The organism is Kangiella shandongensis (assembly GCF_020005365.1).
Taxonomy (GTDB): Bacteria; Pseudomonadota; Gammaproteobacteria; order Enterobacterales; family Kangiellaceae; genus Kangiella; species Kangiella shandongensis.
In genome coordinates this window covers 255654-271907 of record NZ_JACNML010000004.1, presented here as the reverse complement: position 1 = coordinate 271907, position 16254 = coordinate 255654, and the positions used below count along the sequence as shown (strand labels likewise).

14 protein-coding genes are annotated in these 16254 nt (G+C 46.3%); 1 reads left to right on the top strand and 13 read right to left on the bottom strand.

All coding sequences use genetic code 11. The features are described 5' to 3' along the window. Window positions 1-43: 43 nt before the first annotated feature. On the bottom strand, window positions 44-1504 hold the full coding sequence (gene guaB, locus H7708_RS06425; RefSeq protein WP_223669651.1) for an IMP dehydrogenase: 1461 nt from the start codon (window positions 1502-1504) through the stop codon (window positions 44-46). A gap of 113 nt (window positions 1505-1617) precedes the next feature. Between guaB and xseA the strand changes: the two genes are divergently transcribed. Next, the gene (xseA, locus tag H7708_RS06420) at window positions 1618-2973 is read left to right on the top strand and encodes an exodeoxyribonuclease VII large subunit (RefSeq protein WP_223669650.1); all 1356 of its coding nucleotides are present in this window, start codon (window positions 1618-1620) and stop codon (window positions 2971-2973) included. Window positions 2974-2977: 4 nt separating this feature from the next. Here the strand turns inward: xseA and der are convergent, their stop codons facing one another. The 12 genes from der to queE all read right to left on the bottom strand — a co-directional run bounded on the left by der (window position 2978) and on the right by queE (window position 16184). Further along, the gene (gene der, locus H7708_RS06415) at window positions 2978-4393 is read right to left on the bottom strand and encodes a ribosome biogenesis GTPase Der (protein ID WP_223669649.1); all 1416 of its coding nucleotides are present in this window, start codon (window positions 4391-4393) and stop codon (window positions 2978-2980) included. Between the two features lie 5 nt (window positions 4394-4398). Beyond that, the gene (gene bamB, locus H7708_RS06410; protein WP_223669648.1) at window positions 4399-5562 is read right to left on the bottom strand and encodes an outer membrane protein assembly factor BamB; all 1164 of its coding nucleotides are present in this window, start codon (window positions 5560-5562) and stop codon (window positions 4399-4401) included. Window positions 5563-5600: 38 nt separating this feature from the next. Further along, complete coding sequence (locus H7708_RS06405) at window positions 5601-6233, bottom strand: YfgM family protein (RefSeq protein WP_223669647.1); 633 nt, start codon at window positions 6231-6233, stop codon at window positions 5601-5603. A gap of 30 nt (window positions 6234-6263) precedes the next feature. Further along, window positions 6264-7532: a histidine--tRNA ligase gene (hisS, locus tag H7708_RS06400; RefSeq protein WP_223669646.1), complete on the bottom strand. Its 1269-nt coding sequence runs from the start codon at window positions 7530-7532 to the stop codon at window positions 6264-6266. Between the two features lie 112 nt (window positions 7533-7644). After that, the gene (gene ispG, locus H7708_RS06395; protein ID WP_223669689.1) at window positions 7645-8781 is read right to left on the bottom strand and encodes a flavodoxin-dependent (E)-4-hydroxy-3-methylbut-2-enyl-diphosphate synthase; all 1137 of its coding nucleotides are present in this window, start codon (window positions 8779-8781) and stop codon (window positions 7645-7647) included. Between the two features lie 91 nt (window positions 8782-8872). Continuing rightward, window positions 8873-9838 (bottom strand): RodZ domain-containing protein, encoded by a 966-nt coding sequence (locus H7708_RS06390; protein ID WP_223669645.1) that lies wholly within the window; start codon window positions 9836-9838, stop codon window positions 8873-8875. Window positions 9839-9842: 4 nt separating this feature from the next. Continuing rightward, complete coding sequence (gene pilW, locus H7708_RS06385) at window positions 9843-10634, bottom strand: type IV pilus biogenesis/stability protein PilW (RefSeq protein WP_223669644.1); 792 nt, start codon at window positions 10632-10634, stop codon at window positions 9843-9845. A 48-nt stretch (window positions 10635-10682) separates the two neighbouring features. Continuing rightward, window positions 10683-11807: a 23S rRNA (adenine(2503)-C(2))-methyltransferase RlmN gene (gene rlmN / locus H7708_RS06380; RefSeq protein ID WP_223669643.1), complete on the bottom strand. Its 1125-nt coding sequence runs from the start codon at window positions 11805-11807 to the stop codon at window positions 10683-10685. 689 nt (window positions 11808-12496) lie between these two features. Beyond that, entirely contained in the window at window positions 12497-12928 is a 432-nt protein-coding gene (gene ndk, locus H7708_RS06375) for a nucleoside-diphosphate kinase (protein ID WP_223669642.1), read from the bottom strand. A gap of 226 nt (window positions 12929-13154) precedes the next feature. Then, complete coding sequence (locus tag H7708_RS06370) at window positions 13155-14138, bottom strand: BsuPI-related putative proteinase inhibitor (protein WP_223669641.1); 984 nt, start codon at window positions 14136-14138, stop codon at window positions 13155-13157. A gap of 193 nt (window positions 14139-14331) precedes the next feature. Beyond that, a complete protein-coding gene (queC, locus tag H7708_RS06365) occupies window positions 14332-15015 on the bottom strand; it encodes a 7-cyano-7-deazaguanine synthase QueC (RefSeq protein WP_223669640.1) in 684 nt (227 codons plus the stop codon). Between the two features lie 527 nt (window positions 15016-15542). Beyond that, entirely contained in the window at window positions 15543-16184 is a 642-nt protein-coding gene (queE, locus tag H7708_RS06360) for a 7-carboxy-7-deazaguanine synthase QueE (protein WP_223669639.1), read from the bottom strand. Window positions 16185-16254: the final 70 nt, after the last annotated feature.

Here is a 16254-nt window from a genome sequence, read left to right as displayed (position 1 = left end):
AAACTCAATTTAATTTAACAAAGATATTAAGCACTTTAGCCAGTTATACGCGGTAGTTTGGTGCTTCCTTGGTGATAGAAACATCATGCACATGACTCTCACTCATGCCCGCATTCGTGACACGAACAAACTGAGCTTTGGTACGCATTTCTTCAATGTTCTTACAGCCAGTAAGTCCCATGCTTGAACGCAAACCGCCCATCATCTGATGCACAATACTCGTCATGTAACCTTTATAAGGAACACGACCTTCGATACCTTCAGGTACCAATTTGTCAGCCGCATTAGAGCTCTGGAAATAACGGTCTGCAGAGCTATTCTTTTGAGACATAGCTCCTAAAGAACCCATACCACGGTATGACTTATAGGAACGGCCCTGATATAGCTCGACTTCGCCCGGCGCTTCCTCGGTACCAGCCAGCATAGAGCCAACCATCACGCTGTAAGCACCAGCGGCTAATGATTTACACATATCACCTGAGAATCTAATACCGCCATCTGCGATGAATGGTATACCGCTACCTTCCAGCTCTTTAGCAACACTTGAGATTGCAGAAATCTGCGGAACACCGACGCCCGTTACAATACGCGTGGTACAAATCGAGCCAGGTCCAATACCGACTTTCACGCCATCGGCACCTGCATCTACCAATGCTCTGGCACCAGCGCCAGTGGCAACGTTACCGCCAATAACCTGCTTGTCCGGGTAATTGTCTTTAACCCACTTTACGCGGTCTAGAACACCTTGTGAGTGACCATGAGACGTATCGACCAGAATAATATCGACACCGGCTTCAACTATTGCAGAAACGCGATCCGGGGTTTCTGCACCAGTACCAACCGCGGCACCAACACGTAGATGGCCATAACGATCTTTGCAGGCATTTGGCTTGGTCTCGGCGTTATTAATATCTTTAACTGTGATTAGCCCTTTCAAATCAAACTTATCATTGACGACAAGTAGCTTCTCGATGCGGTTCGTATGCAACTTATCCAGGATTTCTTCCTGACTTGCACCTTCTTGCACCGTCACCAAACGCTCTTTTGGCGTCATCACTGATGAAACAGGTTGCCCATCTCGGGTTTCAAAACGGATATCACGGTTCGTTACGATACCGACTAACTGATCCCCCTCAACAACTGGCATTCCTGAGATTCCATGTTGCTGAGTCATTTGTTTCAGTTGGCCAACCGTAGTTTCAGGAGTTACCGTTATAGGATCGCTAACAATACCGCTCTCAAACTTTTTCACGCGGCGAACATGATTGGCCTGCTGCTCAATCGACATGTTTTTATGGATAAAGCCCATCCCACCTTCTTGCGCCAACGCAATTGCAAGACTTGATTCAGTCACAGTATCCATCGCGGCGGAAACAAGTGGAATATTTAGAGCGAACTCGCGGGTAATTTTAGTACGCAGGTCTGCATCCGCAGGCAGGACAGTCGAATGTCCAGGTACTAATAAAACATCGTCAAAGGTTAGAGCTTCCTCTATAATGCGCATAAGGTGTACCACGTATTATTTAGCGTCAGCACGACAGGCGCTGACTAGATGAAGCGCGTTATTATAACGTGCCTGCACCGCTCAGGTAAATAACTAATTCAGCGATTTAAGGCATGATACAACCGATTTTAAAACCTCAAGAGCCCACAGAACAGCGTAAAGTCTATTCGGTGACGGAAATAGCGCTAAAAGTCCGCCGTCAGCTGGAAAGTGAAATTGGGCAAATCTGGATTACAGGCGAAATTTCTAACCTGGCAACCCCTCGCTCCGGTCACTGGTATTTTACCTTGAAGGATGCTGATGCCCAACTGCGCTGTGCCATGTTCAAAAACCGTAACCGCAGTGTACGCTTCACCCCTGAAGACGGCCAGCAGGTGCTGCTGAGAGCCAAACTGAGCCTATACGAACCTCGCGGCGACTTACAGCTGATTGCAGAGTATATGGAGCCAGCGGGCGAAGGGGCGCTGCAAATCGCCTTTAATCGACTCAAGGAAAAACTTAATAGTGAAGGGCTGTTTGCCCCTGAACTCAAACGCCCAATTCCAAGCTTTCCTAATAAAATCGGCATTATCACCTCTCCCACGGGAGCAGCGATACGCGACGTATTAACCGTTCTAAAACGCCGCATGCCGCAAGTGCCAGTCATGATCTACCCCAGCCAGGTACAGGGTGATAAAGCAGCCAAGACCATTATCGAACAGCTACATATTGCGAATGAGCGTCAAGAATGCGACGTTTTGCTGGTTACCCGTGGCGGTGGTTCCTTAGAGGATATGTGGTGCTTTAATGATGAGCAGCTGGCCAGAGAAATCCGTAACAGTGACATCCCGGTGGTTTCAGCAGTCGGTCACGAGGTAGATACCTCTATCAGTGATCTGGTCGCCGATCTGAGAGCCCCGACACCCTCTGCGGCAGCCGAAATGATGGTCCCCAATCGCATGGATATACTTCATAAATTCCAGACCCTCGAACGGCGCATGCTAAACGAATTCCAGCACAGGCTCGAAGTTACTCATGCCAGGCTGGATAAACTAACCTCTCGCATCGTTCACCCTAAGCAGCGACTGGCGCAAAGTCAGACAGACCTGCAAAGGCTGAGCAAGCAGCTGAATGCCGCACAAAACCGTTATTTAGAGCAAAAAGACACTAGCCTGGAATCACTATCAGCCCGTCTGAAAAGTTATCAGCCACATAAACATCTGGAGCAATCTAAAGAAAGATTAAGTACAAGAGAAAAACAACTGCAGCAGGCAATGAAGCAGCAACTGAACCGCTCACAACAAACCTTCGCCCTGGCAGCGCAAAAACTCAATGATATCAGCCCCTTGGCGACGCTCAAGCGTGGTTACAGTATTACGCAGGATGAAAGCGGCAAAGCGCTAAAAACAGCTACAGAAGCGAAAAAAGCCAAGGTATTAGTAACGAGATTAGGTGAAGGTACAGTGAAGAGCAAAGTGATCGATAGTTAGTCGATCACTTCCTACCAAACTTTTTAATCGCGCGTTTTTTCTTTAAGCGTTGTCGACGTGTTAATTCACGACTCTTGTTTGCCTTATCGGCAAACGGGTTATCGCCTTCCTTGGTTTCCAGGCGGATTGGCGTTCCGATCAGGTTCAGTTTTTTTCGGAAGAAATTAATCAGGTAACGCTTATAACTTTCCTGCAATTTACTCACTTGTTTGCCATGCACCACAATAATCGGCGGGTTATGGCCTCCCGGGTGAGCATAGCGTAACTTAATACGACGCCCTTTAACCGCATGTGGCTGGTGCCGCTCGTACGCCTGCTCCAATAAACGAGTCAACTTAGATGACGTCATCTCCACTAATGCGCTTTTCCATGCCTCATCCACAGAGTCCCACAAATGACCCACGTTCGAGCCGTGTAGCGCAGAAATAAAGTGAATACGGGCAAAATCGACAAAGCCCAGGCGGCGATCGATTTCCAGCTTAACATCATCGCGATCTTCCTCGGTCATGCCATCCCATTTATTGATAGCGATCACCATGGAACGGCCAGCCTCGATAATATGGCTGATTAAGCTTAAGTCCTGATCGGTGATCGGCTCGCGTGCGTCCATCACCATAATCACCACATTAGCGTCGCCAATAGCCTGTAGTGTTTTTAAAACAGAAAACTTTTCGACCGCTTCTTTGACCTTACCGCGGCGTCGTACGCCGGCGGTGTCAATTAACGTATACGGCTTACCACGACGCTCCATCTCAATATAAATACTGTCACGCGTCGTTCCCGGCATATCAAAAACGACCACTCGTTCTTCACCGAGGAAACGGTTGATCAGGGTCGACTTACCAACATTTGGGCGTCCCACAACCGCCAGCTTAAGGCCCTGAGCCTCAAGCTCTTCAACACTTTGCTCTTCCTGTTCTTCCTGCGCCAGATTAAGTTCGCCCAGCACAGTATCAATTAACGTAGATACGCCTCGTCCATGCTCGGCAGCTATAGGCAGAATCGTCTGGTAGCCAAAACTATAGTACTCGGCTAAAGCAGCATCGGCATGAACGCCATCCACTTTGTTTACTAACAAAATCACTGGTTTCTTCTGACGTCTTAACTCTTCGGCAACATACTCATCAGCCGCAGTCATACCGGTCCGAGCATCAACCATAAATAAAACAATGTCGGCTTCTTCCACCGCCAGCAGCGACTGTTTCGCCATCAGGTCATCAATGCCTTCTTCATCACCCGCAATACCGCCGGTATCAATGATAATGAAAGGGTGCCCTTTTAATTTAGCCTGCCCATACTGTCGGTCACGAGTTAATCCAGGAAGATTAGCCACAAGGGCATCGCGCGACTTGGTCAGTCGATTAAACAGCGTTGATTTACCGACGTTGGGACGACCAACGAGCGCAATGACAGGAAGCATATCGTTTACTCTTCAGAATCTTCTTCAGCTTTGTTGATGACGTACATAAAACCAAAGCGGCTTGTCATAACTACTTCATCATCAGTTACAAGTGGCTTATGGGCAAAGCCATAATCATCCAGGTGATCACGGGCAACAAATTGCCCAGTGGATTTATCCATGAAGTGCACGTACCCCTCAAAATCGCCGACCACAATATAATCACCAAAATCGGCAGCAGCCGTTGGTCTACGGTAAAGCAGCCCTTCCTGCTTCCAGGATACATCACCCGTTGCACGGTTTATTGCTACAATCGTACCGTCATTTGTCACAGCGTAAACACGAAATGCATCAACCAGCAAATCTTTTACTGTCGAAAGTTCCTCTCGCCACAAATAACGCCCGGTGGTTAAATCCATGGCAATGGCATAGCCATTATAACCGGCAGCGTACAGAGTATCGCTGTACACCACAGGGGTCGCATCCACATCGACGATACGTGAGATTTCAGAGCTACCTCGAGGGGAGGAAATACGTTGTTCCCACAACATATCCCCGGACTCAAGGTTAAAGGCGGCCAGTTTACCGTTCGCAAAGCCAGTCAGCACAACACCGTTAGTTGCCAGTGGTGCCGAAGTACCACGAATGGTCAAATTAGGGATAACACGATCATAAAACCACTCCTGCTCACCATCAGTAATATCGAGTGCAAAAATACGTCCGTCCGATGTTCTCACCACGACCTTGGTGCCATCAATAGCCGGCTTAGCTAAGACTTCACTGGAAACGTCTGCCCGCCACAACTCACTGCCATCATCAACATTCAGCACAATGACCTGAGCTTTCTTGGAGCCCACGGCGACTAATCCGGCATTTGCCGTAATACCGCCAGACAAAGGTTGCTCCAGATTAACTTCCCACACAATATCGCCAGACTCACGATCGAATGCTGTAACCAGACCGGACACATCCGCCATGATGACATAATCGTTCCAGATAGCAGGCATTAAGTCGCTATACTTTTCTCCAACTCCATCTCCTACTGACTCAGACCAGCGCATATCAAGCTCAAACTGAGACTCGATATCCTCAAGCTCTGTTGGCACATTGATTTCCTCATCGGAACAGGCGACCAACAATGCACAGGCGGCGAGTGATGTTAAAAGTTTTGACTTAATGTTCAATATCATACTGTTATCCTATATTTAGAACGATTTTGTATTTTTGGTTATTTTTCGATCCCAAACTCAGACAAACGTAGCGCTAATAATGGATGAGGCGCCGCTTCTGAAGCATCACGCGCTTCAATAAATGCATTTTTAGCCGCTTCGTTATTGCCTTTGGCCAACAATGCCTCGCCTTTAATAAACAAGGCGCTGGACTTATAAGCTTCGTTACTGACACTATCCGCCAGCTGAATGGTTTCATCGTATTTTTCCTGAGCCAGAAGTACTCGACCCAATCGTATTTGCGCTACCGGAGCAAAGGTCTTGTTACCTTGGTCAACAACCCAGCGTAATTGTTCCGCTGCGGCATCTAAATTATTGTCTGAAACTTTGATTTCAGCGAGCTTTAACGCGGCTAGAGCGGCATAACTGGTCGCACTATGTTCTTGCTTAATAGCTTCTGCCTTTTCAACAAACTGGCTTTGCTCATCACTTCCCGCCTCGATGGTTTGCATCGCTTCGGCATACTGCTGGGAAGCGATTTCAGCCTGTGCTTGTTTATAATCTTTGTAATAGTCCCAACCGAAAATACCACCAAAGCCAATAATTGCCCCTAAGATAATGGCCTTGCCATTCTCTTTCCAAAACTCTTTGATCGCTTCAACCTGTTGTTCTTCTGTTTCATACTGAGCCATTGCTGGCCTCCTGACATCTTACGTTTTCTGTTAAATTAATGATTTCAGCGTCTCAACCAACTCTGACTGAGAAACTTGTAACTGCTCTTTTTGCTCGCGCAAGAATTTAATACCGATAGTGGCGTCCTGAACTTCCTGCTCACCCAGCACTAAAGCAATGCCCGCACCGCTTTTATCGGCACGTTTAAATTGCTTCTTGAAGTTACCGCCGCCAAAGTTATTGCGAATGCGCAGCTGCGGCATCTGGTCACGCAATGTCTCCGCGACCTGGATTGCGTTAACCTCTGCACTATCCCCTAACGCTACTAAATATACATCAGCGACGCTAGGCTTAATTGGCTCGATTTCTTCGATTAAGGCCACGATACGCTCAATCCCCATGGCAAAGCCACTGGCAGTCGTGGCGTGGCCACCAAGCTGCTCGGTCAAACCGTCGTAACGACCACCTGCACAAATCGTACCCTGCGCCCCTAATTTATCGGTAATCCACTCGAACACAGTCCGGTTATAATAATCCAGCCCCCGCACCAGATTGGTATTCACTTCATACTCAATACCGTTGGCCTCAAGAATACGACACAGTGTTTCAAAATGTGCTTCCGATTCTTCATCCAGATGCTCTGACATTTTCGGAGCATCTTTAACCAGCTTCTGCACTTCTGGGTTCTTGCTATCCAGAATGCGCAGCGGGTTGGTCCCCAGGCGACGTTGGCTGTCTTCATCCAGCTGATCTTTAATAGGCTCTAAGAAAGCTAACAATTTATCACGATAGGCAACTCGCGCTTCATTCGACCCCAGCGAGTTAATCTCGAGACGGACCGAATCAGCGAGCCCTAATTCCCGCCATAAGCGTGCTGTCATCAAAATCAATTCGGCGTCGATATCCGCGGTAGCGATCCCAAACGTTTCTACGCCCAGTTGGTGGAACTGACGATAACGTCCTTTTTGTGGACGCTCATGGCGAAACATGGGGCCCATATACCATAAACGCTGCTCCTGGTTATACAGCAGACCGTGCTCAATGCCTGCACGTACGGAACTGGCTGTACCCTCTGGTCGTAAACTCAAACTGTCGCCATTGCGATCCGCGAAGGTATACATCTCCTTTTCAACAATATCCGTCACTTCGCCAACGGCGCGCTTGAACAGTTCCGTTTTCTCCACGATGGGCGTACGGATCTCTGAATAGCCGTAACTGTCCATTAGACGACGTAAAGTCGACTCCAGTTTCTGCCAATATGGAGTTTGCCCCGGCAAAATGTCATTCATGCCGCGAATTGCTTGAATTTTTTGCGCCAAAATCAATCCCGATTCATTATGAGTGAATTTTTAGATAAGTGCGGAATTATAGCGAATTTGGCGAAAAACAGTAGTTATTTCGCCGGAAATTCGGTAAATACTGGATTTTTGATTAAATTTCTTCGACTGGAAGCTGCTCAGCGCCTTTCGTTTTTTCGTCCTTTTGTGCCAACTTCTCCGCAATTTGCTGACGAATCCGGGCCTCCAGCTCATCGACCAGGTCTTCGTTAGCAATTTTATGGCTTTTCTCACCGTCCTGATAGAGCATACTTTTCTTAAAGCCACCGGTCAGACCGACCGATACTTCCTTGGCTTCTCCCGGACCATTAACGACACAACCAATAACGGCCACATCCAAATGCTCATTAACATCTTCCAGGCGCTCTTCCAGGGCATTAACGGTCTTAATGACGTCAAACTGCTGGCGCGAGCATGATGGGCAGGCAATCAGGTTAATGCCACGTTGGCGCAGGCCTAAACTTTTTAGAATATCGTAACCAACTTTAACCTCTTCTACCGGATCGGCTGCCAGAGAAATACGGATAGTATCGCCGATACCTTCGGCTAACAACATACCCAAACCTACGGAAGACTTAACAGTTCCCGAGCGGAAGCTACCCGCCTCGGTAATCCCCAGATGTAGCGGATTATCGATTTCTTTAGCGAGAATACGATAGGCCGAAACCGTCATAAAAACATCAGAGGCTTTAAGACTGATCTTATAATCTTTAAAGTTGTGACGCTCCAGGATTTCGATATGACGATAAGCCGATTCAACCAAGGCTTCTGGTGTTGGCTCACCATACTTTTCCTGTAAATCTTTTTCCAGAGAACCGGCATTAACACCGATACGAATCGGAATATTACGTTCTTTAGCCGCATCGACCACAGCTTTGACGCGCTCTTCGGCACCGATATTACCCGGATTGATACGCAAGCAATCAACGCCATACTCGGCAACTTTCAGCGCAATACGGTAATCGAAGTGAATATCTGCCACCAGCGGCACTGGAGATTGCTTTTTAATCTCTTTAAATGCTTCCGCAGCCTTCATGGTCGGCACAGAAACGCGCACAATATCGGCGCCAGTCGCTGCCAAGGCTTGAATTTGCCTGACCGTGGCGTTGACATCGCAGGTATCCGTATTCGTCATACTTTGTACTGCAATCGGGGCGTCACCACCTACTGGAACATTACCGACCATGATTTGACGCGATTTGCGGCGTTGAATCCAGGATTGACCGTTCATACTCTTACTCACTGGTTGCTTGAAAAAGCAACATGTTAAATCAATTAGTTACAATAAAATGGGCTCTAGGGTATAACCAGGATTACAGAGGCTATTCGTCGCCCAAAGTTAACTTGGCTGCGCGGCTATCCGGGTAACCCGACAAATCAACCATTTCACCATTATAGGTTAATTGTACCGCTGATGCCTTACCCAACGTCAAGCGATATGGAGGTTGTCCTGATAATTGCAAGTCGGAACCAGCGGCTTTAATGCCTAACGCCAGCACCTTACCGGTTGAATCTTCGATTCTAACCCAGCAATCCCCCGTAAAACTCAAGACCAGGCTTTTGCTGGTAGCGACAGGATTTGAAGCAGGTTTGGCTACCGGTTCGGTCGTGCCCGTATCTACCGCCTGACTCGGCTGCTGTGTCAGGCTGCTCTCTCCAGAGTCAGCTGCTGTGGCTTCGTCGACAGTGCTATCCACCGTATTCGACTCACTCTCTGCCGCTACCTCATTGAGCTGCAACTCATTGCCTGACGTTGTCTCAGCACCTTGCGGCAATGTCAACTCCGACGATGTTTCACTATTTAAATCTAACCCGGTAGAACTGCTCTGTTCGGCATCAGGCTGCTGGCCTACAATTTTCTTCCACAGCCCCTTTTCAACAACGACATAATAAATAGCTGCCACAAGAACTAAAATAATAACCGCAGTAATCACCTTAAAAAACCAATTACTGGAGTTCATCGGCTTATCAAGCTCCACCCCCTGCAATTTAGGTGGTGGCGTGGTGAAGAGATTATTTTGTTTGCAATACTGTTGGAAGTTGGCAACGATATCGACTTCTTCGAGCTTTAACAGCTCGGCATAATTTTTAAGGTAGCCACGAAAGAAAGTAACCGGCAGATCACTTTCATAGTCATCTGCTTCTATCTGTTTTAGCACTGGCATGGTCAACTTTAAACGCGTTGAAACTTCATCAAGCGACAAACCTTTCTCTTTTCTTGTGCGCTTTAATAAAGCCCCTGGACCAAATCCATGCTCATCAGAGGTTTGTTGATTTTTTTCAGTCATGAAATTATCGGATCGTTAAGTATTCATTAGCTTGACCAGAATCAGGGAATAGCTGCATTAACTTTTCTCCGTAGCTTCTCATGTTGGTGCGATGGTTTAGTAATTTCGCGACCTTATACCCCAATAATAACGAATTAGCGGTGGGTCTACTTTTACCTTCAAAGCGATACAGGTAATCGGAAGCACGACGGGCATTCCCTCTTTCGTAGTGAGCCTTAGCCAGCCCATACAGCGCTTTCGTCAAACCAGGGTTCAGTGTCAGAGCTTTTTCGAAATACTCTGAAGCCTGTTCAAACTGTCCGTCACTGACACTACAAAAACCAGCATTCTCATAAGCTTCACCGACGGAGGTGTACTCTGGCTGCTCAATGGCTTCTAAAAAATACTCAATACCTCTCTGATACTCTTTTTTTGACTGGCATAAAAAGGCACCGTAAGCATTGAGGTAGTCAGGGTTATTGGGCGCTTCGTCCAGTGCCTCTTGATAATATTTATCAGCTTTATCGTATTCATAAACCGATTGATAGTAATAACCCAGTCCATATAACACATCAGGCAAGTCTGATTTATGTTCATAAGCTTTCATCAGATTTTGCTTGGCCCGCTCCATATAGCCGCTCTCAATATATTTCAACCCTAAGGCCAGCCGGGTCTGAGCTGCTTTGGTTGCGTTATACTCGCTTTTAGAAACCTCAATACGATCGTTCGTGGCCGCAGAGGTTTTTGTGCGTGTGGTCGTTTGACAGCCCACTAAAACCGTTGTAACAGCTAGCAAAATCCAATTTATTCGTTTCATTTATACCTACCTGCATAATCAAAAGCACAAGACTCTTAAAACTGTTAGTTACACCAAAGCCCTAACATCAATATCGTTTGAGAATTGTGTGCGCCTTTGTTGACGCTTTGTTTTATCATTAATTTTTCCCGCCAATTGACCACAAGCAGCGTCAATATCATCACCACGCGTTCGGCGGACCACAACCACAAAACCATTTTTATGCAAATAATCGCTAAATGCATCAATTGCTTTTGGTGTTGACGTTTCGTAATGCGACTGTGGAAACGGGTTGAATGGAATAAGATTAATCTTACAGGGGGTGTTTTTCAACACCTTAGCCAGTTCTTTTGCGTGTTCTAAGGTATCGTTAACATCTTTGAGCATAACATACTCAACCGTCACCTTACGCGCCGCGTTGGATTTGTCCATATAACGGTGGACGCTGGCCATAAACTCCTTGATTGGGTACTTTTTATTAATCGGTACCAATTCATCACGCAGTTCGTCGTTTGGGGCGTGCAATGAAATAGCTAAAGCTACATCAATATCATCACCCATGCGATCCAGCTGCGGGACCATACCTGAGGTACTAAGTGTTACTCGGCGCTTTGATAAACCGTAAGCAAAGTCATCCAGCATCAAGCCCATGGCATTAATTACTGGCTGATAGTTAGCCAGCGGCTCCCCCATGCCCATCATCACCACGTTAGTCACGGCGCGATCATCACTCTTATGTTTACCGTTCAGGTAACGCGCGGCATGCCACACCTGACCGATAATCTCAGCGGTGGATAAATTTCGGTTAAAGCCCTGATAGCCAGTGGAACAGAAGCTACACTCTAAGGCACAGCCAACTTGCGATGACACGCAAAGCGTTCCGCGATGGCGTTCTGGAATAAATACGGTTTCAATAGCCTGCCCACCGGGAATTTTCAATGCCCACTTAATGGTTCCATCGCTCGACTCCTGAACGCTCAAGACTTCAGGACCTTTAATTTCAGCGACTTCGGCAAGCTTTTGGCGGCTGGCTTTACTGATATTGGTCATTTCGTCGAAACTTTCGACACCAAACTGGTGAATCCACTTCATGACCTGTTGAGCACGAAATGGTTTTTCACCAAGCTCTACAAAGAACTCAACCATTTCGTCGCGTGTCAGGTTGAGTAGATTCGTTTTTTCTGGGTTACTCATTATGATTACCTTTTTGCGACTACAGGTTGGTATACGCAGCAACCTGTATAAATTTTACGCTATTCTAGGCGTTTCACACCTTAATAGCAAAGTTACTCTGTTATCATTCCGTACCATAGTGCGAAATGCAATTTAATAGTGTTCGTTAGACGACAGTCATAAACGAGCCTACCTTGGGTGCGACATCAATATGTAAACTCATTTTAAGTAGACTTTCTATCATCAACTTTGTATTTCGCCCGACGGCGAGTTACTTTCTCTTGAGTAGTCAAGAGAAAGTAACCAAAGAGAAGACTCCCCCTAAAGTTAGGTCCAAAGGACTTCCCGCAAGCGTCAACATTACTGTTCGAGCCGTCAAACGAAACCTCCCTGTTTCGTCTTGACTAAACTGGGCGGTCCTGCCCAACTTGCTCGGTAATATTGATGTTTGCGGCTAACTTTAAAGGGGGTCAAGTGCCTTACCATCAACACTTTCGCTACATATTAACGATTAAAACCACTATCACATTAAAAAATGCAGGCCAGGCCTGCATTTTTTAACTCACAGCCAGTAGCTGTAAAGTTATTATAAAACTTAGGGATTTTTCTTTAGTTCGAGGCAAAGCCTTTTGTGAGACTTGGAGTTAACAAGTCGTTAATGAAACTCGAACAAAAGGCTTTAACAAAGAAATTAAGAAAAATAACCAGTTTTATCGTGTACGAGGGCAAATCTCGTCTGAAGAGAAAAAGTAGCTAATCTCACGCTCGGCAGACTCAGGGCTATCAGAGCCGTGTGCAGCGTTTTCATCAACAGAAACCGCATAATCTGCACGGATAGTACCGCGTAGCGCTTCCTGTGGGTTCGTCGCACCCATGATTTCACGGTTTGCTTTGATGGCGTTTTCGCCTTCTAGAACCTGAACCATTACTGGGCCAGACGTCATGAAGTCTACCAATGCACCGAAGAAAGGACGCTCTTTGTGTTCTGCGTAGAAGCCTTCTGCTTTTTCGCGAGAAAGGTGAATCATTTTTGAAGCAACGATGCGAAGACCTGCACGCTCAAAACGAGTGTAAATCTCACCAATTACGTTTTTTGCTACAGCGTCTGGTTTTACAATAGAAAAAGTACGTTCAACAGCCATTTTAGACTCCCGTCAATAAAGTTAAATATCAATAAATTCAGTTCATTGCTAAATCGATGTTTAGCATGAGCCTGACACGCCAGACCCATAAAATTCTTTCCTATGCTAGGACTAACCCTAAGCATGGTACAAAAAGGGGGATAGCGTGAGCTAACCCCCTTAAAAATCGCGCGTATTATACTGAATGTGTATTATTTGGGCAATGACCCGGGCACCAAATATCGGCCTATTTATCCAGCGTCATCATCTTATCGATATACAATGGTGCTTCAGCGCTCAGATGTTGCTGGCTAAAAGCACTCGCTTCTGGGCTATAGCTACCAACGATTTCAACTTTCAGGCGATAAGTCCCGATGTCCAGAGGCTTGCCGTTTTGATCAATAAGCTCAACCTCATCACCAAAACGCTTAACCTCCCCTGGCTGAATATCTATCGTCTGCAGCGCCTGTGTGAACATTCTGTCCCGCGACCATTGCTGTACGAGCTGGTCATGCTCGTCATAGAGATAGATATCAAATGTCTGCCCCGATCTAAAGTCTAAGGATACGGTTCGTTCGGAGTGATTACGCAGCGTGATATACGCTTCAACCGTTGATTGCTGCCCACCAATGATTGGCTCTGAAGGAAACTGAGCAGTCAGCTCGAGGCCCTTGTGATTAGGTACTGTCATGCCGTCCACCTTAGCATGCTGCAACTCAAAAGCAACCGAACCCAGAATCGAGTCCTGGTTCCATCGAACCAGGCCAATTTGTGGTACAAACCAGGCAGATTCCAGCCCTTCATCAAAACAATATCCAGAAAAGCTCAGCTGTACCGCATCTTCAAACTGTCCTGCAGACGATGTTACCGTACCGCCCTTTTGTGCCAAAGTAGCACTATGAGTACACCCGCCAATCTGAACGTCATACTTTGTCCCGATGGTATCATCGAAGTCGACTAGCAATTGCTTACTGCCGTCGTCATTTTTCCAATACAGTTGCTGCCCGTCACTCGAGACCCAAAGCCACGCATTCTTCTTCCCTAAAAAATTAGAATACTGTTTCCAATGGGCCCCTTTTGCATCAATGATTGAACTGGTTATGGACGTATTATGGCTACTCTTGAACGACTGGTAGTCGTCGGGTGAGACCATAATATATGGCGCGGCCACCGCCATTTGTGAAGCTAACAATAAAGATGATACTACTGATAATCGAGTCGATATTTTCATAACTTTTCTCCTTAAAAATATGATGGTTGGCTTAAAGCCAATTCCATTATTTCTAAAGAGAACATTAAGACCAGTTAAGAAAATTTGTCACTTATGACAAAGAGGTTTCACCCTGAATTACCTTTACTTTTCATAAAGTTACAGCAAGTCATCAGTGCATTGAATTATGACATTTTCAGTAGTGTGATCGTGCTCACTGGTAGGCTGTAGGATCCTCAAACCCCTGCGACTCGAAGCCTTGTTTACGCAATAGACAGGAGTCACACTGACCACAGGCCTTTCCATCGTCCGTCGCATCGTAGCAGGAAACGGTCAGCCCATAATCAACGCCTAGCTCCATACCCTTTTTTATAATTTCAGCTTTGGTCATGTCGATAAGCGGTGCTTCGATATGCAGCTTATGACCTTCTACGCCAGCCTTGGTAGCCAGATTAGCCATTGACTCGAACGCTTTAATAAACTCCGGACGACAGTCAGGATACCCCGAATAATCCACCGCATTAACACCAACGAAGATATGGTGTGCCTCTAACACCTCAGCCCAGCCAAGTGCAATCGACAAGAAAACGGTATTACGGGCAGGAACGTAAGTCACGGGTATAGCGTCTTCCTGTTGTAATGCTTCGCCAACAGGTACATCAATCGAATGGTCGGTTAGTGCTGAACCACCGATCTCGGTCATATCCAGATTAACCTCGATATGTTTTTTCGCACCAAACTGCGTAGAGACTTTCTTTGCCGCTTTCAGCTCAGCTACCGTGCGCTGGCCATAGTTAAAACTCATGGTATAGCATTCAAAATCACGCTCCTGAGCAATTGCCAGAGCTGTGGTCGAATCTAAACCACCGGAAAGTAAAATTACCGCTCGTTTTACCATGGTTACTATACCTTTAATGTTTTAGAACAACGTAATTGAGAGTCCAGGCTTCAATTTTTGCCAATGCTTTCGCTTAATAGCGAGTTCCTTTCCTTGTTTGGCCAAGAAAAGGAACCAAAAGAAAGCCACCCTGATATTGGGGCCATTTAAACATGACTACCTGAATCATTTTAAAAATACTTTACGCACCAGAGTTTACAGCACGTCCATATGCTGAAAACTCTTATCAAAATCGTCCTGATTTTGATTGCTATATTTTTAAAACAATCCAGCCCAATATAAAGGGACTTAACACCGCTTTAACGCCTCTGCCCCATGTTTAGGAGCTTGCGCCAGTTAAAGGCTGATAAAACTCTATCAGGCGAGGCTTATTAATTTGCTCGGGTTTTATCCTAAACTGATTGGAAGCAGGGAAAATGCTCAGCCTGCGCGGCATTCAATTAATTCAAACACGGAGCTTACTAAAGTAAGTGAGTATTTTGAATTGATTAGAATAACAAAGCAGATGAGTATTTTAACAATTCCAATCAGACGCCTTGCTTCTCACCCCAGATGACTTTATGCAGCTGAACTTGCATTCTCACTCTCAGCTTATCCTTTAAAATCCATTCGGCCAAATCGGCGTACTCGACCTGACCATAACTGGGTGAAAACAATACCTCACAGCGCTCGGTTAAGTTGTATTTATCAATCGTCATTTTACACCAGTCATAATCCTTACGACTGCAGATAACAAACTTCACCTGGTCGGTGGGTTTGAGGAGATCGATATTCTTATACAAGTTACGCGACATCTCACCCGAGTCAGGTGTTTTCAGGTCCATCACCACCATCACGCGCTTATCAAGCACCGAAATATCATGAGCGCCGCCAGTTTCCGTGGAGACCTTATATCCCTTCTCACACAGCATCTCATAGAATTCGTAAGCGCGCTTCTGAGCCAACGGCTCGCCACCGGTCATGCATACATGCTGACAGTTATACTGCTCGATTTCAGCCAAAATATCGTCATACGTCATCCACTCGCCACCGCCGAAAGCATAATCGGTATCACAATAAGTGCAGCGTAAGGGACAACCGGTCAGGCGTACGAAAACGGTTGGCAAACCAACGGTTAAGCTCTCTCCCTGAAGCGAGTGGAATATCTCTGTAATTCGTAATTTACTCAAAATGGGCCTGAAAGAATGAGGAATGTCTAAAAATTGTGCGGATTGTAACAAAAAAGCTGTCTAAAGAGAC

Bases quoted from the DNA above. Each gene is read 5' to 3' on its own strand.
- guaB (WP_223669651.1), bottom strand. From the start codon at position 1,504: ATGCGCATTATAGAGGAAGCTCTAACCTTTGACGATGTTTTATTAGTA.
- xseA (WP_223669650.1), top strand. From the start codon at position 1,618: ATGATACAACCGATTTTAAAACCTCAAGAGCCCACAGAACAGCGTAAA.
- der (WP_223669649.1), bottom strand. From the start codon at position 4,393: ATGCTTCCTGTCATTGCGCTCGTTGGTCGTCCCAACGTCGGTAAATCA.
- bamB (WP_223669648.1), bottom strand. From the start codon at position 5,562: ATGATATTGAACATTAAGTCAAAACTTTTAACATCACTCGCCGCCTGT.
- H7708_RS06405 (WP_223669647.1), bottom strand. From the start codon at position 6,233: ATGGCTCAGTATGAAACAGAAGAACAACAGGTTGAAGCGATCAAAGAG.
- ispG (WP_223669689.1), bottom strand. From the start codon at position 8,781: ATGAACGGTCAATCCTGGATTCAACGCCGCAAATCGCGTCAAATCATG.
- H7708_RS06390 (WP_223669645.1), bottom strand. From the start codon at position 9,838: ATGACTGAAAAAAATCAACAAACCTCTGATGAGCATGGATTTGGTCCA.
- pilW (WP_223669644.1), bottom strand. From the start codon at position 10,634: ATGAAACGAATAAATTGGATTTTGCTAGCTGTTACAACGGTTTTAGTG.
- rlmN (WP_223669643.1), bottom strand. From the start codon at position 11,807: ATGAGTAACCCAGAAAAAACGAATCTACTCAACCTGACACGCGACGAA.
- ndk (WP_223669642.1), bottom strand. From the start codon at position 12,928: ATGGCTGTTGAACGTACTTTTTCTATTGTAAAACCAGACGCTGTAGCA.
- H7708_RS06370 (WP_223669641.1), bottom strand. From the start codon at position 14,138: ATGAAAATATCGACTCGATTATCAGTAGTATCATCTTTATTGTTAGCT.
- queC (WP_223669640.1), bottom strand. From the start codon at position 15,015: ATGGTAAAACGAGCGGTAATTTTACTTTCCGGTGGTTTAGATTCGACC.